Source organism: Sphingomonas sp. PP-CE-1G-424, from assembly GCF_004341085.1.
Taxonomy (GTDB): Bacteria; Pseudomonadota; Alphaproteobacteria; order Sphingomonadales; family Sphingomonadaceae; genus Sphingomonas.
This window is the reverse complement of the sequence record NZ_SLXW01000004.1, coordinates 493,927-515,598: the sequence shown is the minus strand read 5'-3', so window position 1 is coordinate 515,598 and position 21,672 is coordinate 493,927. Positions and strand designations below refer to the sequence as shown.

Here is a 21,672-nt window from a genome sequence, read left to right as displayed (position 1 = left end):
TTTCATAGGTCCCTTGTAGAACCAACCGTCATCGGCTTCGAATTCGGAACAACACACGAGCGGGAATATGGCTACGGGCAGCAAGCTTGGGTCCAACGCGCAGTGCGGTCGACGGTGATGAGCAGTGCGGCGACCGCACAAGCCCAACGCCTTCCTAACTGGCCGCAAATAGGTCCCGCGTGGCACTGGCTGCTTGACGTCGGCCCGGCGTATCGTTCGACGATTTCGGGCAAGTCGGTACGAGCACACACTCGACGTCCGGGCACAATCCTTTCGGTCGTGGGTTCCTCCGCTATGACACTCAACGATTTCGACAGCAGCACGACGACCACCGATGACGGTTCGGTTGAGCCGGCCCATCGCCACGCCCCCTTGCGGATCGCCGTCATCGCCCATCTGCGGCACCCGATCGCGATGCCGTTCATGGGTGGCATGGAAGCGCATTGCCATCAGCTCGTCACCGCGCTGGTGGCGCGCGGGCACGACGTCACGCTGTTCGCCAGCGGCGACAGCGACCCGGCGCTGCCCCTGCACCCGATCGCCGAGCGCCACTATGAAGCGGTCCTGCCCTGGGCGCAGTGGCACGGCACGCCGCAACTGACCGCGTTCCAGGATGCGGCGTTCGGGCGGGCATGGGAGGCGATCGGCGCGGGCGCGTACGACATCGTCCACAACAACACGATGCACCCGACGCTGCATGTCCTGGCGAAGCGCGACCGCACGGCAATGGTGACGTCGCTCCACGTGCCCCCGTTTGCCGGTCTGGCGAACGCGATCGCGGATACCAGCGCGGACTGGCTGCGGCAGACCGTGACATCGCACGCGCATCTCGCCACATGGTGGACGACGCCGCCGGCCACGGTGTCGGTGGTCCACAACGGCATCGATACGGCCCGGTGGCGGTTTCGATCCGTCGGCGATGGCCGGGCGATCTGGGCGGGCCGCATCACCCCGAACAAGGGCACCGCGGTCGCGCTCGAGGCGGCGACCTTGGCCGGGGTCGAACTGGACGTGGTCGGGCCGATCGACTGCATGGATTATTTCAGCGACCAGGTGGCGCCGCTGCTCGATCACGCCCGCGTCTATCGTGGTCATCTGGGCGGCGACGCGCTGGTCGAGGCGATCGGTACGGCATCGGTATTGCTATCGACACCGATGTGGGACGAGCCGTTCGGGCTGATCGCCGCCGAGGCGCTGGCGTGCGGCGTTCCCGTTGCTGCGCTGGACCGCGGTGCGATGCGCGAGGTGGTGGGCGATTGCGGCGCGCTCGCGACCGACGCCGCCTCGCTCGCGCAGGCGATCGACCGTGCTACCGCGATCCCGCGCACCGCATGCCGCGACCGGGTGACGCGGCTGTTCTCGCTAACCGCGATGGTCGAGGGGTATGAACGCGCCTATGCGGCCGCGATCGCTGGCGCCCGCGCCTCGAGTTGCGCCAGCACCACGGAGGTACTCGCATAGGGCTGATCGACCTGTTGCCGGGTCAGGGCTAAATCCTCCTCGGACACGGTGCGCAGCCGCACATGCTCGCCTTCGCGCAGCGTTATCAACCCCATGAGCGTGAAGGCCTTCAGCCAATGCTCCATCGTGAAATGCCCCCATTTATCGCGGAAGCGCGCGGCGTTGGCGATCACGCTGTCGACATGATGGACCGGGGGCATGTGATGCGGATGATATTGGTGATAGACGCGCGCGCCCCGCACCCAATGGATGGGAATGCCGGCGGTCATCGCGACCCGCCCGAAATCGGTGTCTTCGCCGCCATAGCCGACATATCGCTCGTCGAACCCGCCGAGTGCGAGAAACGTCGCGCGCCGCATCGCGAAGTTGAGCGACCAGAAACAGCGATAGTCGGTGCAGTCGCCCAAGGCCTCGACGGGGGGCCCTGCCCGCTCGGAATGCTTGACGCCGAGCGCCGCGAACCGCGCGAAATCGAGCCCCTCCGCGGTCGCGCCCGATGGCAGGTACAGCACCTCGCCCATCAGCACCGCATCGACTACCCCCAACTGCGCCAGATAGTCCGCGACGAGCGATGGTGCGGGGATGCAGTCGACGTCGAGGAAGATCAGTTGTTCGCCCTGCGCCGCCCGCGCTGCCGCATTGCGTGCCGCGGCCAGGGGAATACCGTCGGCGCCGATCATGATCTGCCGGATCGGAAACCGCGTCTCGGGCAGGTCGTACGCATCGGCCTGCATCACCGCGATCACGAGCTCGTCGGGCACCGTCGTCTGCATGTCGAGCGCACGGACGACATTGGCGAGGTGGGCCGCACGGCCATGCGCGAGGGTGCAGATCGAAACGGTCATGTCAGGCTTTCGCATGGTGGGTAGAGGGTGCAAGTTCAGTCGAGGCAGGTGCAGGGTCGGGCGGCAGCGCGACGACCGGCTGCGCCCAGGCATCGTCCGCGACCTTGGCAAGCCACGATGCCGCGTTCTGAGCGGCATCGGCGGCATAGAGCGCGTGTTGACGGGACAGCTCGAGCGTCGCCGCGCGGGTCCAGGCGTCCATCCATGCGCCGGCATGCGACGGCCAATGCTCTAGCATGATGGCCGCCCCGGCCTGGTCGAGCGTTCGCGCCTTCCACAGCTGTTCGTCGAAATAGCGCCACTCGGGAACGACGATCCATGGCCGGCCGATCGCCGCGATCATGTGCACCGTCGTATTGCCCGCCGACGATACGACCCGGTCCGCAGCCGCGATATACAGCGCCGGCGTGTCGACCCAGCCGAGATGCCGCAGGTTGCCGGGCGCGGTCGCGTGCCACTCCTGCTCGACCGCACCGATCGTCAGCCAGAGCGTGTCCGGTTCGGCGCGCGCACCCAGCGTGAGCGGAGTCGCCGGCGTACCATTACCCCCACCGCCGGCGACGACGACGACGATCTCGGCGTCGAGCGGCAGGCCCAGTGCCGTCCGTGCCGCGCTCCGGTCGATCGGGTCGATCTTCACCCCGACGCCGGGGGCGTAATGCGTCTTGGCAAGCATCCAGTCCGGCCGCCCCGGCTGCTCGAGCGATGCCGAATAGGGTGCCAATATGCCCAGCGCGGATTCATACGCCGCCATATGCCCGGCATCGCTGCGGTCGCCGTGCTGGAGGACGCTGACGCACGGGACCGATGCGATCCGTGCCAGCAGCGCGAGTTCCGCCGAGACGTCGGTGACGAACAACGCAGGACGGGCCGCATCGAACCACGACGCGATCGTCGCGACCGCATGCGTGATGCTCTTCCACCCGAGCGGCGCGCAGTGAAGGCTGGACGGCGTGCGGACATTCGCCAGCCCGGTCGGCTCGTCGCCCGTCACTTCGAACAGCGACGGGATCGTGCGGATCGTCACGTTCGACGCGAGCGGCGGGAAGATGTCGGCCCTTGCCGAGAACAGCACCACCGGCCGGTCCGCAGGCAACGCGTTGACGATCGCCGCCGCGCGCTCGGCATGGCCGCGCCCCTGATGATGGACGAAATACCCGATCGGCCGCGTCATGCCGCGCGTTCCATCGCGAAGGCACGCATGCCCTCGACGATACCCGCGGCATGCGCACCGCGCGCGAGATAGATGGTGGGGCGTCCGACCAGCCCGGCAAGCTCGCTGCTGTGATTGGCGACGATAATGCCGTTGCGGCAGATCGAGAGCATGTCGAGATCGTTGCCGCTGTCACCCGCGGCATAGACATGATCGCGCGCGATCCCCAGCTTGCCTGCGACCCACGTCATCGCCGCGCCCTTGCCCGCGCGCTCGGGAACGATGTCGAGCAGGCGGCCGTGACTGTGGATGACGCGTACCGGAAGGTCGGCCACCGCCGCACGGATGGCGGCGACCACCGCGGGCTCTTCGGCGAAATAGCTGCGCTTGTGACGCCGCTGCTCGACCGCCGGCTGGCGCTCGACACCCGCCAACCCGCAGACCCGCCGGTCGACCGCATCGGCATCCCAGCCTGAATCGATGTGCGCGCCATATTCGGCATCGGCGATCAGCCGCGCACCATCGCGCCAATAGATCTCGGCACCGACCGACGTGACGAGAACCTCGGGCGCAGGCTGCCCCCATTCGCCGAGGAGCCGCTCGGCCTCCTGCAACGACCGCCCGGTCGCGACCCCGAAGGCGAGGTTCGGCTGCGTCTTCAGATACGCCGCCATGCTGAGCGCGCCGACCGTACATCCGGTCAGCGTGTTGTCGATATCGCACAGCAGCAGCCGCGATGGGCGCGGCTTCACCGTTCGGATCGCGCGAAGACCACCGACGATAGCGACGAAGCGCGCGGCATAGCCGTTCCAGTCGAGCATCCGGGCGTTGACGCGCCCGGCTCGGGAGGCACGCTTCCAGGCGATCCGATCGTCGAGCAGCGCGTTGATCGCGGCGGCAAACCCGGCGTGATCGCGCGGGTCCGCGACCGACCCGTGCCCCAGTCGTGCGACGATATCCGCGGGGCCGCCATGACAGGTCGCGACGACCGGCAGACCGTGCAAGGCTGCTTCGGTCAGCGTCAGACCATAGGGTTCGGTCAAGGCGGGATTGACGAAGACGCCGCCGGTTTGCTGCGCGAGCGCGTAGAGCGAGGCGACATCGCCCGCGGTATGGCGCTTGGGCAAGGCGAGCGTCCCGTAGAGGTCGTGCCTGTCGAGCCCAGCCAGCAGCCCCCCGATGACCGCCCGCTGTTCGTCCTCACCCGTATCGGGCCCGTCGCGCAGCCCGGCGACGATGACGAGATTGGCACGATCGCGGAGCCGCGTGTTCGAGGCGAACAGATCGATCAGTCCGACCAGGTTCTTCTTGGCGACGGGACGCGCGATAGCGAGGATGATCGGCTTGTCGACTGCCCTCAGGAACGGCGCGATCAAGGCCCTCGCTCTGGTCGGGTCTGCCGGTGCGCTATCCGCAAGCCCCGCGCCGGGCGGCACGCAGTGGATCTTCGCAGGACAGGCCGATGGATACAGCATCAACTGCCGCTCGGCCTCGTCGCGCGAGGACGCGATGATCGCGTCGGCGGCGGCGATCGCGCGATCCTCTTCGGCGATCCGCGGCGCCAGCGTCCCGTTCGAGCCGGACGAACACCCTGCCTTCTCGATGCCGAGCGAATGCGCGGTATAGATGAAAGGGATGCCGAACCGATCGCGGACCAGCATGGCGACGTCGGCAGCGTCGGCGAAGTGCGCGTGGATCACATCGGGCCGCCGCTCGAGCGTCTCGATATGGTCGATCAGCGCCTGCGCGAAGGCCGGGCGGTCGGCAGCGCCGGTCCCCTTGCCGAGATAGCGACGGTTCGCGGTCGCGATCCGCCGGATCCCGAGCTTCGCCGATACCGGCTCGTACGGCACGGCGTAGGCGCCGCCAAGGTCATGGTCTTCGATCAGCCGCGTGACGATCTCCACCGCATCGACATCATCGCGCGCCGCCAGCGCCAGCGCCGCCCCCAGCGCGTAGGTGATATGTCCGCCGGTGTCCTCGGTAAGGCCGAACTCGATCGGCGGACCCTTCAAACATCCACCGAGGGCGATCGCCATAATAAACAATAGAAACCAACCCCAATGCAAATGTCTTCAAGATAGCCCGATATCGTCCGCCGTTAACGCATCGTTCAGTTTGAAGGTTGCGCACGCCGACGCCATTTGCCGAGTAAATCATCTTAACCGAAATTAGGTCGTTTTCCGGCCGGAGCGCCGTATCGCTTTTTGCAATCGTGACAGCAGCAATGTCCGGGTATCGGCGGGAACGCTCGGCTTGCTGGTCAGGTCATAAGTGACTGCGCCGATGATCTTTGCCTGCGACTTCGGCTTTCCAATCGCTCCCCGCGACACCTGCTTAACGTGCGGCAAAGCGGCTCGCCGTATTACCGACGCCTCTCGCAGGCTCGCGGTCGGGTATTTGAGCGTGTCAGCCGCCGTTATGATCGCGTGGAGGGGCGCGCTGCGCTATGCGGCGCAGGTCCGCGGAGACTCGGCGCTCGCCGGGCTCGACCTGATGATGGAGCCACGATGATCGACCATCCCACCCGCCGGACGCTGATCGGCGCCGGGCTCGCTGCCGCCACGACGGGCGTGCTGCCCGGTACTGTCTCGAGCGCGATCGGGCGGGCGCTCGCGATCCCCGCCGATGTCCGCACCGGCACGATCGCCGATGTCGATCATGTCGTGATCCTGATGCAGGAGAATCGCGGCTTCGATCATTATTTCGGCACCTTGCGCGGCGTCCGCGGCTTTGCCGATCCGCTACCCATTCCGCTCCCCATTTCAGGGCCGGGAAACCGCGACATCTGGTCGCAGGAAACGGCGGACGGCCGCCACGTCGCGCCGTTCCATCTGTCGACCGAGCAGCATTTCGCGCTGATGCGCATGGCGGGCACGCCGCATACCTGGCCCGATGCGCAGGCGGCGTGGGATCACGGCCGGATGGCGCGCTGGCCCGCGGCCAAGACCGAACGCTCGCTCGGCCATTACGCGCGCGCCGACCTGCCCTTCCAGTTCGCGCTCGCCGAGGCATTCACGATCTGCGACGCCTATCACGCCGCGATCCAGACTGGCACCAACACCAACCGCATCATGCTGTGGACCGGTACCAACGACCCCGCCGGTACGCACGGTGGCCCCGCGATCGGCAATTCGCACGACAGCCTGCCCGCCGATGGCGGCTGGCCCGAGGGCTATCGCTGGACCACCTATCCTGAGCGATTGCAGGCCGCCGGCATCGACTGGCGGATCTACGAGGACATGGCGGACAATTTCACCGACAACCCGCTGGCCGGGTTCGCCGCCTATCGCGGTGCGGCGCCCGGCTCGGCGCTGCACGATCGCGCGATGACCACGCACGGACTCGACCGGTTGCGCGCCGATGTCGTCGGCGGGACGCTGCCGCAAGTGTCGTGGATCATCGCGAATGCCGCCGGGTCCGAGCATCCCGGCCCGTCGAGCCCCGCGCAGGGCGCCGCCTATACCGCCGCAGTGCTCGATGCGCTGACCGCCGATCCGAAAATCTGGGCACGGACCGCCCTGTTCGTGATGTTCGACGAGAATGACGGTTTCTTCGATCACGTACCGCCGCCCGCCCCGCCGTCGCCCGACGCGAGCGCGCCGGGCGGTTTCGCGGGCGCGTCGAGCATCGCCGCCGCCGCCGACTATCACCATGTCGCAAGCCCCGGCGAGGCGAAGGCCGATACGCCCGAATGTCGCGGGCGTCCCTATGGTCTGGGACCGCGCGTGCCGTGCTATGTCGTCTCGCCGTGGAGCCGCGGCGGCTGGGTCAATTCGCAGGTCTTCGATCACACCTCGGTGATCCGCTTCCTCGAAACGCGCTTCGGCGTGGCCGAACCCAACATCTCGGCGTGGCGCCGCGCGGTGTGCGGCGACCTGACCTCGGCGTTCGACTTCACCCGCGCCAACGGCGCAGCCCCTGCCCCGCTACCCGACCCGCGCGCGAGCGCCGCCCGCGCCGCCGCACTGAAAGGGCAACCCGATCCGCGCGCGCCCGCGGCGGGTGCGCGTGCGCCGCAGGAACCCGGTATCCGACCCTCCCGCGCGCTCCCTTATGATCTGAACGTGACGGTCACACAGATCGGCGCGGCGGGGATTACGCTCGACCTCGCCTGCCGCGGCGCGCCGGCGGTCGTCCACGTCTACGATCGCCACCGGCTCGATCGTATCCCACGGCGCTACACGCTCGCCGCCGGTGATCGCATCGCGGCGACATGGCCGCTCGACGACGAAGGACGCTACGATCTGTGGCTGCTCGGCCCGAACGGCTTTCATCGCCACTTCGCGGGGCAAAAGACCGCCAAGGCCGTGTCGTGGCGGCTCGATCCCGCGCGCGAAACGCTTTCGGTGACGGTGCCGCCGGGCCTGAAGGCGGTGTCGCTGCGCCACACCGACGCGCATCGCGGCTGGCGTGGCGACGGGCGGCCTCATCCGTTGTCGCTTGCCGAGACCGGCGGCTGGTACGATATCCTCGTCACCGATCCCGCCCATCCCGCGTTCCGCCGCCGTATCGCCGGAAGACTGGAAACCGGCCGCGCGTCATGGTCCGAACCGCCACTCGCACGCGCTTAACGACCGCGACGCGTGGCGATCGCCGGCAGAACGACCGCGACGCGTGGCGATCGCCGGCAGGTTGCTGGCGTGGAATGGTCTCGTTCGCGGACCGCGTTAGATTTCGCCGAGCCCCGGCCCCGTCGCCGAAAATCTCGCCGTCATCGCACAATCAGGCCGGGTCGCGCGGGCTCAGGCAAGGCGTTCCGGATCGACGGGCGTATAGTGCGGTACGAGCAGGTGGATCACCAGCAGCGCGACGAAATAGGCACAGCCGGCCACCACGAAAATCGGCCCATAGCTGCCGACGCCCGCCAGGATCGTGCCCGCGAACTTCGCCATCAGCATGCCGCCGCATGCTCCGGCCAGTCCGCCGAGACCGATCACCGATCCGCCCATCCCGCGTGGGAACAGGTCGCCGGGGATCGCGTACACATTGGCGGAGAAGCCTTGGTGACACGCGCAGGCAAGCCCGATCGCCGCGACGGCCCACCACAATCCCGGTGCCTGCGCGGCGAAGATGATCGGCAGAGCGAACAACGCGCAGGCGAACAATGCGGTCTTGCGCGCGCGGTTCGGCGTCTGGCCGTGTGCAAGCAATCGCGAGGAAAACCAGCCGCCCGCGACCGATCCGACATCGGCCAGCACGTACACGGCGACCAGCGGCGGACCGAAATCGAGCATCTTCACGCCGTATTGCCGGTTGAAGAAATCGGGCAGCCAGAACAGGAAGGTCCACCACACCGGATCGATCAGGAACCGACCGAGCATATACGCCCAGGTCTGGCGCAGGCGCAGCAGCGTGCGCCAGCGGACCGGCTTCGCGGCCGGGACGGGATCGGCCTCGATCCACGCCAGTTCCTCGGGCGTGATGCGCGGATGCTTGCGCGGCGATCGGTAGAAGGCGAGCCACGCCACCAGCCAGATCACGGTCAGCGCGCCGGTCGCGATGAACGCCATCCGCCAGCCGAACGTCACCGCGATCACCGGCACGATCAACGGCGTGAGGATCGCGCCGACGTTCGAGCCCGCGTTGAAGATGCCGATCGCCAGCGCACGCTCGCGTTGCGGGAACCACTCGTTCGCCGCCGCCAGTGCCGCGGGGAATGCACCCGCCTCGCCGATCGCCAGCGGGATACGCGCGAAGATCATCATGCCGGCGCTGGTGAACAGCGCATGCGCGACATGACCGATCGTCCACAAAGTCACCGCGACCGCATAGCCGATCTTCGCGCCGACCCGGTCGACGAACCGCCCGAACAGCACATAGGCGATGCCGTACGCAGCCTGGAACGCGATCGCGAGATCGGCATAGCCCTGCTCGCTCCAATTATAGCGCGCCTGGAGTTCGGGTTTCAGCACCGGCAGCACGAGCCGGTCGATATAGCTGAGCGCGACGGCGGCGAAGAGCAGCGCGCAGACGATCCACCGCACCTTGCCGCGCGGCTTCTCGCTGCCGGGAGCGGCGGTCTCGTTCACCAGTTGCACAGCGTGCCATCCTCGAGACGCGCGACCGGGAGATAGGCGCGCTTGTACTCGTAGGTCGCGGCAAGCTCCTCGTCGATGTCGACACCGAGCCCCGGCGCCTCGCCCGGATGCATCATGCCGTCATCGAAGCTGTATGCATGCGGGAAGACCGCATCGGTCTCGTCGGTGTGCGGCATATGCTCCTGCACGCCGAAATTGGGGACCGACAGCCCGAAATGCAGCGCCGCCGCCATTGCCACCGGCGACAGGTCGGTCGCGCCGTGGCAGCCAGTCCGCACCTGATACAGGTCGGCGAGCGACGCGATCCGACGCAGGTGCGTGATGCCGCCGGCATGCACGACGGTCGCGCGGATATAGTCGATCAGCTGGTTCTGGATCAGGTCCTTCGCGTCCCAGATCGAATTGAACACCTCGCCGACCGCGATCGGCGTCGTCGTGTGGTGGCGGATCAGCTTGAACGCCTCCTGGTTCTCGGCCGGCGTCGGGTCCTCGATCCAGAACAGGTTGTACGGCTCGAGCGCCTTGCCGAGCCGCCCCGCCTCGATCGGCGTCAGGCGGTGATGGATGTCGTGGAGCAGGTGCACGTCCCACCCCATCGCCTCGCGCGCCGCCTTGAACAGTTCGGGGACGACGCGGAGGTATTTCTCGGTCGACCACACGCTCTCGCTCGGCAGGTCGGCATCGGCGGGTTCGTAGCGCGCGCCGTGCTTGGCCACGCCGTAGGTCGAGGCGAGCCCCGGCACGCCGCATTGCAGCCGGATCGCTTTATACCCCTTGGCCTGCTCGGCCTTGGCGACGGCGATCGTGTCCTCGATTGTCGTGCCGTTGGCGTGCGCATAGACCATGCACGCATCGCGCGCCGCGCCGCCGAGCAACTGGTACACCGGCATCCCCGCGAGCTTGCCCTTGATGTCCCAGAGCGCTGTGTCGACCGCAGCGATCGCCGCCATCGTCACCGGACCTCGACGCCAGTAGGCGCCCTTGTAGAGATACTGCCAGACGTCCTCGATCCGGTGCGCGTCACGACCGATCAGGCACGGCACGACATGATCGGTCAAATAGCTGGCGACGCTCAGCTCGCGGCCGTTGAGCGTGGCATCACCTAGCCCGGTGGTACCGTCGTCGCATTCGATCTTCAGCGTGACGAAATTGCGTCCCGGACAGGTAACGATGACTCGGGCGGAAACGATTTTTGGCATCGATGGTCCTCCAGGGACTTTCGGTGAGGGTGTTCGGGCATCATGCGGTTGCGCTGTGCATAGGGGCCGAGGGCGACGTCGCCGGCGCGACCTCCTGCCCGATCGTCGCAGGCATCAGGGTGTTGTCGCAGTCCCCCGGTGGCGTGGCTGCAGGGCCAAGGCCGGGCGCGATCGCTTCGATCTGATGCCGGACACCGTGATCTCCTATCGTAAACGCGACAATCTTCCGAGCCGCCGCTGATAGCGATACCATGACGGACCGCCCGCGATCATGTCAAACCAAAAGCTGGATTGACGGCTGACCAGTGCGATCGCTCCGATAGGCGGCGTATCGATCGCAACGCCCTCGGACCGCAGTGATGCTGCCCCGCTATCGTCGAGGCATCACCGCCGCTCATCAGACCGGCGCTTTGCCGTACGCCAGGCCCAGCTCCAACCCGCGCAGTTCCGCGAGCCCGCGAAGCCGTCCGATCAACGAATAGCCGGGATTGGTCCGCTTGTTCAGATCGTCGGCCATCTGGTGACCATGATCGGGACGCATCGGCAGGCTGCGGCCCGTCCGTGCCTGCAAGGCCGCCAGCTCGGTCATGATCGCCGGCATGTTCGCATCGCCCTGCAGATGCGCAGCCTCGTGAAAGGCACCGCCGGGCTCGCGTTGCACCGACCGCAGGTGGACGAAACCGATGCGGTCGCCGAGCCGCCGGACGATGCCCGGCAAGTCGTTGTCCGCGCGCGCGCCGAACGAGCCGCTGCAAAAGCACAGCCCGTTCGCAACCGAGGGCACCGCTGTCACCAGCGCGCGCGCGTCCGCCTCGGTGCTTACCACGCGTGGCAAGCCGAAGATCGGAAACGGCGGATCGTCGGGATGTACCACCAGCCGGATGCCTTCCGCTTCGGCAACCGGACACACCGCCTCCAGGAACGCGATATGGTTGGCCCGCAGCGCTACTGCGTCGACCTCGGCATAGGTCTCGATCTGCTCGAGCAGCTGCGCCGAACTGAAGCTCTCTTCGCTGCCCGGCAGCCCGGCGATGATCGTCCGCTCGAGCGTATCGCGCGCGGCGGCGTCCATCGTCGCGAACCGCTCGGCGGCGCTGGCAACCAGCTCGGGCGCGTAATCCCGGTCGGCATTCGGGCGACGCAGGATATGGATATCGTAGGTGGCAAGCGCCTGAAGCTCGAACCGCAACGCGCGGGCGCCATCGGGCAACGCCCAGCTCAGATCGGTCCGAGTCCAGTCGAGCAACGGCATGAAATTGTAGGTCACAACCTCGACGCCCTGCCCCGCGAGGTTTCGCAAGCTAGCGATATAGGCCGCGATCAGCCGGTCCCAGTCGCCTGTGCGCCTCTTCAGATCTTCAGCGACGGGCAGGCTTTCGACCACCTTCCACTCGAGGCCAGCCTCTTCGATCAGGATCCGGCGTGCGGCAATCGCGTCCGTCGTCCACACGTCGCCATTGGCGACCTCGTGCAATGCCGTGACGATTCCGGTCGCACCGGCCTGCCGGATAGCCTGGAGCGGCACCGGATCGCGCGGGCCAAACCAGCGCATGGTCTGGGTCATCATCATTCGCCGATCATCCCGTCCTGTCCACGCTACGCTGGCGTGCCCCACCGTAATAGCAGCGATGTAATTGGTCTTACAACTTGCAAGCGCCGGCTTGCGCGCGTTTCACGATCTGGCGCTGCCGCCATAGCGTTGCCGGGTGCCTGCGAGCGCCAGCCGCGCCTGTTCCATCGCCATTTCCTCGGTCTGGAACAGCAGGTGGTCCATGACCGATGTCAGATGCCCGCGCATCGCCGCGCGCGCGCCGACGGCATCGTGCGCGCGTAAAGCATCAACGATCGCAGTGTGTTCGGCGATGACGGGGCGCACCTTGGCGTTGCGCGCCTTGGCGTGAAGAAGCGCGCATTCGGGCGATGTCGATCGCAGATGCCACAGATCCTCGATCGTCCGGACGACACCGGCATTCCGGGTCGCCTTCGCGATCGCCATATGAAAGTCGCGATCAGCGATCTCGGTCACCTCGACGTGCGTGTTTTCGGTCGTCATCGCCTCGACCAGACGGTCGAGCACATCCAGTTCCGCATCGGTGATCTGCGCCGCGGCAAGCGCGGCGGCCTCACCCTCGAACATGATCCGGGCTTCGGTCAGTTCGAACGCGGTGATCGCGAATCCGGGCTCCTCGCCCTGCCCCGGTAACCGACAGACATAGGCTCCGGAGCCAACGCGAACTTCGATAAAGCCCTGCACTTCCAACGCGATGAGCGCTTCCCGCACGGCCGGACGGCTTGCGCCATATTCGATGGCGAGTTCCCGTTCTGCAGGCAGTCGGTCGCCGATTGCATAGGTCCCGGCAATCAACTCTTCGACCAGCCGCCGCGCGATACGCTGATAGAGGCGGTCATTGGCCGGGACGTCGTATGCTCCAGCCCTTACCGGTCCATTGCGGGATACAGATTTCGCCATCGGACTTACCAATCCCCTTGTTTCTCAGAATGTCTACAGCGACCCGCAAAGAAAGCGAGCGCCGCCGCATCGATGCTGGTCGGAAGCCCGGTCCGCGGATCAATGTCCCGGGCTCGTGCTGCGACACTAAACGTGGCTGCGGGAAGCGTTGCAAATGCGCCAGCGCTCATCGACGCACGACGCGATACGGCCTGCGCCAACAGATCCGCTCCTTCATCCTCCGGTCCCCACCACCGAGCCACCAATTCGTGCTGCGATTTGCCCATCACGGTGCGCTTGCTGCTGCGAGCGATGCATTCTCGGAATCGGCATGTATCTGGCGATATCGGACCGTTTGCTGTGGGGGCGATGTTTCATGCCGCCCGCCACAGGCTGTTCGCGGAACCGCAACGGCGGCTTAAACACCTCGTCGCCGAAGTCGCCCTGCACCCTGTGCCAACTCACAGGGTTCACGACTAACATGCCTGCCAACGCCACAGCAACATACCGATCGTCCGCGATAGGTCGCTCACGCCGTAGATCGCGCCGCGCCGGTCGCCGTCGACGATCACCGGAGCATCGGCGATGCATGGAAGCGGGGCAAGCATCCTGATGACGGTCGCGACCGCGCCACCCCGCCGAAAACGAGCGGCGGGGCGGCCGCATCACGACCGCCCCGCTCACCGACTAGAAGGTCCCGCGCAGGCCGACCAGGAACTGCCGCCCCGGCTTGTACTGCGTGAAGGTCGCGTTCTCGAACTGGAAATACGACCGCAGCGTCGCATTGGTGAAGTTCGCGACGTTGACCGTCAGCTGCGGTGCATTTTTCAGGCCGAAGATCTTGTCCAGATCGAACGACGAAGAGAAGTCGTACGTCGTATAATCGGTGCCGAACAACGCCGCTGCCGGAATGCCGTTCTGCGCCGCACCGCTGTTCTGCGAGCCCTCACGCGAGGTCGTCGACACCCGCAGCATCACGCCATGCTTCTCGTAATAGCCGGTGATGTTGTAGGTGAACGGCGCCACGCCGAACGCCGTCGCTGGACCATCGCTGCGCTGGTCGACCACCGTGGCGTTGGCGTTGAAGCCGAACCCGGTCACGCCGATGTGCTTGGTGATGAAGTCGAGCGGCTGAACCCACTGGAATTCGAGCCCGTTGATCGTCAGCTTGTTGGGGACGTTGACCTGTGACGTGACCTGTACCTGCGCGGCGTTAGGTCCGCCACGCGAGTTGAGCGCGATCTGCTGCGTCGGGTTCAACGTGTCGTAGGTGATCCCGTACTGCGACAGGTTCGAGAACGGCACCGTGCTGATGAACGTGTTGGTGAAGCCCTCGATCGACTTGCGGAACGCGTTGAAGCTGACGACGCCCTCGCGGCCGGTATAATATTCGAAGCCGAGGTCGAGGTTGGTCGACAGATAGGGCTTCAGCGCGGGGTTGCCGATCGTCGCCTGATCCGCCGACGGCGCACCGAAATTGACGCCCGGCAACTGTGCGGACGGATCGGGGCGGGTCATCGTCCGCGAGCCCGCGACGCGGACCACGGCGTGCTCGCTCACGTCGTAGGCGAAGGTAGCCGCAGGCAGCCACTTCGCATATTCGTTGCGCGTCGACACGTTGCTGACGAGGTTCGGATAGCGGCTGCCGTCCGGCAGTGCGGCACCGGTCGCCGTCGTGTTGCGCGGATCGGGCAACGATACCCGCCCGGAGATCGTCTGGATCGTGTTGACGTAGCGCAAACCGACGTTGAACCGCAACATGTTGCCGCCCAGTTCCTGCTCGCCGTTCACGGTTGCGAACGCCGACTTCACGACTTCGCGGATCGTGCCGCCGCTTGCCCCGGTGTTGGCAGCACCGGTCTCCGGCGCGTTGTCGTGAAACTGGTCATAGTTGCTGGCGGCCGCGAACTTGGGCCAATCGACGGTCACGAACCCGGCCGGGCCCGGCTTCAGATAGGTCGGCGCTGCCGAATTGGGGATCAGCGAACCACCATAGGTCACCGGGCCCGCCATGCCCGCCGTCGATCCGGTGCCGTAACCCGGATACGAAGGATAACCCGCCGGGATCACGCCGGGCGCGTTCAACCCTTCGCAGGGCGGCTGCGAATTGGGCGAGGGGACGAAGATGCTGGGATTGTTGCCGCAGACGGCGTTCTGATACGCTTGGCTGTTGTCGAAGCCCTGGATACGACGCGATACGTCGTCGAACGCGCCACCGACCTTCAGGTTGAGCGCCTTGCCGCCCCAGGTCAGGTCGCCGCGCGCGCCCTTGTTCGTGTTGAGACGGCGCTCGTCCTGGATGTTCACGCGGCTGCCCGCGTTCCAGCCGAAATTGGCAGGGTCGTTGAGATCGAGCGCGCTCTGGATCGACGGGACACCGCCGGTATTCGTGTAGGTGACGGTGTTGCCGACGCCCAGCGGCGTGGTCAGGCCCACCGACGGGCTTTCCCGGTGGAACGTCGAGCGTGCGTAATTGCCCTGGAGGTTGAGCTTCAGCGTGTCCGAAATCTCCCATTCGCCGCCGGGATTGACGCTGAACAGCTTGGTCGTCTCGGTGTACGGGCGGAATTCGTTGAAGAACTGCGCGTTGGCGAACGTGCCGCCGGTGACGACGCAACCGATCGTGCAATCCGCCTTGTCGAACGTCAGGTTGGTCGGGATCACCGCGCCGTTGCGCACGATCCACGCCACGTTCTCACGGATCAGGTCATTCTTCTTGTAGCCGTACAGCCCGTCGACATAAAGGTGCAGCGTGTCGGTCGGCTGCCACTCGGCGCTGACGATCGCGTTGATGCGGTCGCGCGGACCACGGATGCTGGTCGAGCGGCCGAGACGCGGCAGCAGCGCGTTGTCGATCTGCTGGATCGATGCGCCCGGGTTGTTCGCGAGCAGGAACGCGCTGTTGATCGGCGTCCCCGCCACCAGGCCTGCGCCCGCGCCCGTCGGCACCACCGCAGGAATCGTCCAGTTGCCGCCACCGGTCGTGTTGCAGCCCGATGCCGCGCCACACTGCGCGGCGGTAAGGGCGGGATTGGTATAGCCAATCGTCTCGAACCCGCGCGTGTCGGTGAACAGGCGCTGCGCCGACACGCCGGCTAGGATACCGAACTTGTCGTTGCGCCAGCTGCCGATCAGCGAGCCGCGCGCACCGATCCGGTCCTCGGGCGACTGCTTGGTACCCTGGACGTTATAGGCGAGGAACGAGGTCGCGCGATCGAACGGCCGTGCCGAGCGAAGGTCGATATTGCCGGCCGCGCCGCCTTCGAGAAGGTCTGCGGTATAGCTCTTGTTGACCGTCAGCTTGGTGAACAGGTCGGTCGGGAAGAAGCTCAGATCGACCGAGCGATCGGTGCCCTGCGCATCGGTCGCGCCCGACGACGCCACCGCGATCGTCGCGCCGTTCAGAGTCACGTTCGTGAAGTTCGACCCCAGCCCGCGGATCGCGACATTGGTGCCCTCACCCGTCACGTCGCGCGTGATCGTGATGCCGGGAATGCGGTTGAACGATTCGGCGATGTTCGTATCGGGAAACTTGCCGATATCCTCCGCGAAGATCGAATCGGTAAACCCCGTCGCCGCACGCTTGGCGTTGGTCGACTTGGCGAGACTGGAGCGATAGCCGGTGACGACGATATCGGCGCTGTTCGCTGCATCGATCGCGCCCGGAGTCTGATCGGAATCCGGCAGGGTCGCTGCCGGCGCGGGCGCCGATGCCGGGGCAACAGGCTCTGCTGCGGCCGGGGCTGCGCCTAGAGCCGCGGGCGGCGACGGGTCTTGCGTCGGCGGTATGGTCTGCGCTGCGGCCATGGTCGCGGACACTGCGGCCATCGTCGTCGCGCCGAGCAACGCCGCGCGCGTCAGACGCGATACCATTTTAAAAGGGGTCATGATCAGAATCCTCTCTGAAGCCTCGCCGACGTTGCGGCGAAAACGTGTTTATGGTCGGTGGAAGTCTGGACGCGCGTCAGTCGGCGCGGAGCGTCGATTGCTCCGGCGTGCTGATTGCAGAAAATGAAGCGCGCAACCCATCCAACCCCCGATCATGCCTGTCTTGAGCAGGCTATTGATAGCGGTACCTTTAGGTCGACTCGTGACCGAGTCAAGGCCCACCGGCATGGCCAATCCGGACGCGCAGGCGGCCGGGCGGGGAGATAATCGAAAAAATATTGCGCTTCTGTATGACCAATTCGCGGAGTGACCCCAGCGTCAGTCACGCTGCTTCCCGTCACCGCCCTTCTTCGCCGATGGCGCTGGCGAGCATGAAAAATGCAAAGGTACCGCTCCCGCGGCCTAAGCCCCCGCTAACCTTCAGGTAGCGCGGATTGCGGAATGTCATTCATCGGTGCGGTAAATCGTCGCGGCCAGCTTTGACATCCCGTCGAATACCAATACTCTGACAAAAAATCGATCTGGAGAGAGATGTTGGCGGATGGATGTTGCGCGGGCAGGTCCCGTCGAGATTTTCTCGTGGGGACAGGAACGGCGGCGCTGACGGGGGGAGCGCTGCTAGCCGCTACCCGGTCCGCAGTCGCAGCGCCGGCACCAATCTCGGCGTCAGGACCGGCGGCGACGGTGATGCCGTTCGATCTCGGCGACGTTACGCTGGGCGACGGTCCCTTCCTGCAGGCGCAGCGCAAGACCGAGGCGTATCTGCTGACATTGCAGCCGGACCGGATGCTCCACAATTTTCGCGTGAACGCAGGGCTCAAGCCCAAGGCGCCCGTCTATGGCGGATGGGAATCCGATCCGACCTGGGCGGACATCAACTGCCACGGGCACACGCTCGGCCATTACCTGTCCGCGTGCGCGCTCGCATACCGGTCGACGGGCAATGCTGTGTACAAGCGCCGAGTCGACTATATCGCGCGCGAATTGGCTGCCTGTCAGAAGGCGGCGGACAGTGGCTTGATCTGTGCGTTTCCCGATGGCGCGAAACTCGTCGCGGCGCATCTGCGGGGCGAGCCTATCACCGGCGTACCCTGGTATACCCTGCACAAGGTCTATGCCGGGCTGCGTGACGGGGCGATGCTGGCGGACAGCGCAGCATCACGCGCGGTATTGCTGAAATTCGCCGATTGGGCGGTGATCGCGACGCGTCCGCTGAGCGACGCGCAGTTCGAGACGATGCTCGAAACCGAGCATGGCGGCATGAGCGAAGTGTTCGCCGACCTGTTCGCGATGACCGGCAACGCCGACTACAAGGCGACGGCGGAGCGGTTCGCGCAGAAGGCGATCATGGCGCCGCTCGCCAAGCGCCGCGATATGCTCGACGGGATGCACGCGAACACGCAACTGCCCAAGATCATCGGCTACCAGCGGGTGTGGGAGATCACCGGCAACCCCGACTACCATGTCGCGGCGGCGTTCTTCTGGCAGACGGTGGCGCGGACCCGGTCGTTCGCCACCGGCGGGCACGGCGACAACGAACACTTCTTCCCGATGGCCGATTTCGCCGACCACGTCTTCTCCGCCAAGGGATCCGAGACCTGCTGCCAGCACAACATGCTGAAGCTGACGCGGGCGCTGTTCCTCCACGATCCGCAGGCAGACTATGCCGATTATTACGAGCGCACGCTCTATAACGGGATCCTCGCGTCGCAGGATCCCGACAGCGGCATGGCGACCTATTTCCAGGGCGCCCGCCCCGGCTACATGAAGCTGTACCACACGCCGGATCACTCGTTCTGGTGCTGCACCGGCACCGGCATGGAGAACCACGTCAAATACCGCGATTCGATCTATTTCCACGATGCCGACGCGCTCTACGTCAACCTCTTCCTGCCGTCGTCGGTGCGATGGCGCGACAAGGACGCGGTCGTCACGCAGACCACGAATTTCCCCGAGACGCCGACGACGACGTTGCGCTGGAGTTCGAAGCGCCCGACCAGCGCGACGCTGAAACTGCGGCATCCGCACTGGAGCGACACCGCGGTCGTGCTGGTCAATGGCGTCGAGACCACGCGATCGACCGCGCCCGGTAGCTATGTCGATGTCGCGCGGACCTGGCAGGACGGCGACCGGGTCGAACTGCGGCTGGCGATGGAAATCGCGGTCCAACGTGCGCCCGCCGCACCCGACATCGTCGCCTTCACCTACGGACCGCTGGTACTCGCGGGCGCACTCGGGCGCGAAGGACTGGCGCCGGGATCGGACATCATCGTCAGCGAGCGCAAATACGGCGAGTATAACGCCACGCCGTTCACCGCGCCCGACCTGGCCGGCGATCCCGACACGCTCGCTGCGACGGTAAAGCCCGGCTCGAGCCCGCTCGAGTTCACGACGGTATCGGCCGAGGGGCAGCCGATCCGCCTGATCCCCTATCACCGGATCGCACACGAGCGGTACGCGACCTATTGGAAGGTCGCGCGCGGGGCGGTCTGACGCACCAACCGGCATCGCTGCGGTTCGATGTTCGATCCGGTCCTCGCGTCGCCGCTTGCGGGTTGAGGTGGACGCGGTAAGCATGGCGACACCTTGCCGTCTGCCGGAGCTTTCGATGCGCCTGACCCTTGCCGTTGCCCTTCTCGCCGCCACCGCGCCGGCCTCAGCCCAGACGCTGCATCAATATGGCGGCCTGGCGTTGTCCGCGGCGGGCGACCGGATGGCGACGATCGAGGGCAATGGCGGCCACTCTGTCGTGACGATCCGCGCCGCTGCCGATGGCCATGTGGTGCGGACGATCGATCCGTGCCCGACATGCAGCTATGCCGGGCTGACGTTCGCCCCGAACGGCGATCTGGTGTTCCTCAGCCGCGACACCACCGCGGGCACGGTGCGCCTCACCTATGCCGATGCAAAGACGACGCGCACCATCGCGACGATCGGCGGCATCGCGCAGACGCCGCGGGTATCGCCCGACGGCAAGCGGATCGCCTTGCTCGTGACGCTGGGCGCCGCGAAGGAATCGGGCGCGACGCAGGCCGGCGTGCGGATGATCGGCGAGATCGGCGAGAAGAACGACGAGCAACGCCTCGCCGTGTTCGACATCACGCGCGCCAACGAAGCGGTAAAGCCGCTGTCGCCGGCCGGCCGCTATGTCTACGAATATGACTGGACGCCCGACGGACGCGGCTTCGTCGCGACCACCGCGCTCGGCAATGGCGACAATAACTGGTGGGTCGCGACGCTCGATGCGATCGATGCGCAAAGCGGCGCGGTCCGGTCGATCGCCAAGCCGGGGATGCAGATCAACCAGCCGCGCGTTTCGCCGGACGGGCGATCGGTCGCCTATATCGGCGGGTTGATGAGCGACTTCGGATCGATCGGCGGCGACGCCTACACGGTCGGTCTCGGCGGCGGGACACCGCGCAACATCACGCAAGGTGCCAAGTCCACCGTGACGACGATCGACTGGACCCGAGCAGGCCTGCGCGTCGTCACGCTCGCGGGCGACCAGGTCCAGTTCGGCACGCTGACACCCGGTCAGCCGGTCGTCCCCGGCTTCGCAAAGCCCGTGAGTACGGCGGCGGGCGACGGTCGCGCGGCGTTTTCGGCGGATGGCCGGGTCGCGGCTGCCGTGGTGCAGGACTACGAACGTGCGCCGGCGATCTTCGCGGGCTCGATCGTCGCCCCCGGCGCCGGGGTGAAGCAGGTCACGCATGACAACGACGCCGCGCCTGCCCTCGCCGCCGCGCGCAGCATCAGCTGGAAGAACGACGGCTATGACGTGCAGGGCTGGCTGCTCGCCCCCCGCGTCGCACCGACCGGCAAGGCGCCGATGATCACGATCGTCCACGGCGGGCCGTCGGCGGCCTCCACGCCGAACTATCTGTACCCGACCTCGCTCAACGCGGCGCTGGTGAAGGCCGGCTATTACGTGTTCCTGCCCAATCCGCGCGGCAGCTACGGCCAGGGCGAGGCGTTCACCGCCGCCAACAAGCGCGATTTCGGCGGCGGCGACCTGCGCGATATCCTTGCGGGCATCGACGCGGTCGAGCGCGTCGCACCGGTCGACGACAAGCGCCTCGGCCTCGGCGGGTGCAGCTATGGCGGGTTCATGGCGATGTGGGCGAACACGCAGACCGATCGCTTTAAGGGCATCGTCGCGGGCGCCGGGCTGTCGAACTGGGTCAGCTATTACGGCACCAACGGCATCGACCAGTGGCTGCTGCCGTTCTTCGGCAAGTCGATGTATGACGACATGAAGGCGTATGAGGACGTCTCGGCGATCTACCAGGCCAAGCGGGCGAAGACGCCGACCTTTATCTATGTCGGCGAGCGCGATATCGAGGTGCCACCGACGCAGTCGATCGAATGGTGGCATGCGCTGAAGGACCGCAACGTGCCGGTGAGCCTGGTGATCTACCCCGACGCCGGGCATTGCGTGACCGGGCCCGAACAGTCCGCGGACGTGCGCCAACGCGCGATCGCGTGGTTCGACCGCTACGTGAAGGCCGCGCGCTAACGGCTTCGGCCGAGGCCTTCGGATCGACGTTCAGTGTGGGACGCGCACCGGTCATCATTCCATCATCCCGGGCTGGCTCGGCGCTTGTCCCCGTAAAACATGCGCCCGTCATTCCCGCGA

The 21,672-nt window shown here is 66.4% G+C and carries 14 protein-coding genes; 5 read left to right on the top strand and 9 right to left on the bottom strand.

Features of this window, described 5'->3' with window-relative positions:
* The first annotated feature begins 294 nt into the window (after positions 1–294).
* Positions 295–1,461 carry a glycosyltransferase gene (locus C8J43_RS16475; protein ID WP_207893421.1) on the top strand — a complete coding sequence of 389 codons (1,167 nt, stop codon included), beginning with the start codon at positions 295–297 and terminating at the stop codon, positions 1,459–1,461.
* On the opposite strand, the gene C8J43_RS16470 is transcribed toward C8J43_RS16475, so the two are convergent.
* Genes C8J43_RS16470 through C8J43_RS16460 form a run of 3 tightly spaced genes read right to left on the bottom strand, consistent with a single transcriptional unit; the run spans position 1,395 to position 5,498 of the window.
* Positions 1,395–2,306 carry a galactosyltransferase-related protein gene (locus C8J43_RS16470; RefSeq protein WP_133031794.1) on the bottom strand — a complete coding sequence of 304 codons (912 nt, stop codon included), beginning with the start codon at positions 2,304–2,306 and terminating at the stop codon, positions 1,395–1,397. The two genes, C8J43_RS16475 and C8J43_RS16470, sit on opposite strands and share 67 nt — an antisense overlap.
* A 1-nt stretch (position 2,307) precedes the next feature.
* Positions 2,308–3,480, bottom strand: coding sequence for a glycosyltransferase (locus C8J43_RS16465; RefSeq protein ID WP_133031793.1), 1,173 nt, complete (start codon positions 3,478–3,480; stop codon positions 2,308–2,310).
* Positions 3,477–5,498, bottom strand: coding sequence for an HAD-IIB family hydrolase (locus tag C8J43_RS16460; protein ID WP_133031792.1), 2,022 nt, complete (start codon positions 5,496–5,498; stop codon positions 3,477–3,479). The genes C8J43_RS16465 and C8J43_RS16460 overlap by 4 nt, the downstream gene beginning before the upstream one ends.
* A gap of 471 nt (positions 5,499–5,969) precedes the next feature.
* Between C8J43_RS16460 and C8J43_RS16455 the strand changes: the two genes are divergently transcribed.
* Entirely contained in the window at positions 5,970–8,033 is a 2,064-nt protein-coding gene (locus C8J43_RS16455; RefSeq protein ID WP_133031791.1) for a phospholipase C, phosphocholine-specific, read from the top strand.
* Positions 8,034–8,204: 171 nt separating this feature from the next.
* On the opposite strand, the gene C8J43_RS16450 is transcribed toward C8J43_RS16455, so the two are convergent.
* Both C8J43_RS16450 and manD read right to left on the bottom strand, forming a co-directional pair.
* Positions 8,205–9,494, bottom strand: a complete 1,290-nt coding sequence (locus C8J43_RS16450) for an MFS transporter (protein ID WP_243645636.1) — start codon at positions 9,492–9,494, stop codon at positions 8,205–8,207.
* Positions 9,488–10,699: a D-mannonate dehydratase ManD gene (gene manD, locus C8J43_RS16445; RefSeq protein WP_133031790.1), complete on the bottom strand. Its 1,212-nt coding sequence runs from the start codon at positions 10,697–10,699 to the stop codon at positions 9,488–9,490. The genes C8J43_RS16450 and manD overlap by 7 nt, the downstream gene beginning before the upstream one ends.
* Between manD and C8J43_RS16440 the strand changes: the two genes are divergently transcribed.
* Positions 10,693–10,884 carry a hypothetical protein gene (locus tag C8J43_RS16440; protein WP_133031789.1) on the top strand — a complete coding sequence of 64 codons (192 nt, stop codon included), beginning with the start codon at positions 10,693–10,695 and terminating at the stop codon, positions 10,882–10,884. The genes manD and C8J43_RS16440 overlap by 7 nt on opposite strands.
* A gap of 212 nt (positions 10,885–11,096) precedes the next feature.
* On the opposite strand, the gene uxuA is transcribed toward C8J43_RS16440, so the two are convergent.
* The 4 genes from uxuA to C8J43_RS16425 form a co-directional block, all read right to left on the bottom strand.
* A complete protein-coding gene (uxuA, locus tag C8J43_RS16435) occupies positions 11,097–12,266 on the bottom strand; it encodes a mannonate dehydratase (RefSeq protein ID WP_243645621.1) in 1,170 nt (389 codons plus the stop codon).
* A gap of 105 nt (positions 12,267–12,371) precedes the next feature.
* A complete protein-coding gene (locus tag C8J43_RS16430) occupies positions 12,372–13,169 on the bottom strand; it encodes a FadR/GntR family transcriptional regulator (protein ID WP_133031787.1) in 798 nt (265 codons plus the stop codon).
* A 455-nt stretch (positions 13,170–13,624) separates the two neighbouring features.
* Positions 13,625–13,756 carry a hypothetical protein gene (locus tag C8J43_RS22570; RefSeq protein ID WP_279388843.1) on the bottom strand — a complete coding sequence of 44 codons (132 nt, stop codon included), beginning with the start codon at positions 13,754–13,756 and terminating at the stop codon, positions 13,625–13,627.
* 79 nt (positions 13,757–13,835) lie between these two features.
* On the bottom strand, positions 13,836–17,036 hold the full coding sequence (locus C8J43_RS16425) for a TonB-dependent receptor (protein ID WP_133031786.1): 3,201 nt from the start codon (positions 17,034–17,036) through the stop codon (positions 13,836–13,838).
* 531 nt (positions 17,037–17,567) lie between these two features.
* Between C8J43_RS16425 and C8J43_RS16420 the strand changes: the two genes are divergently transcribed.
* Together C8J43_RS16420 and C8J43_RS16415 are read left to right on the top strand one after the other, a co-directional pair.
* A complete protein-coding gene (locus C8J43_RS16420) occupies positions 17,568–19,529 on the top strand; it encodes a glycoside hydrolase family 127 protein (protein ID WP_133031785.1) in 1,962 nt (653 codons plus the stop codon).
* 115 nt (positions 19,530–19,644) lie between these two features.
* Positions 19,645–21,552 (top strand): S9 family peptidase, encoded by a 1,908-nt coding sequence (locus C8J43_RS16415; RefSeq protein WP_133031784.1) that lies wholly within the window; start codon positions 19,645–19,647, stop codon positions 21,550–21,552.
* Positions 21,553–21,672 lie beyond the last annotated feature (120 nt).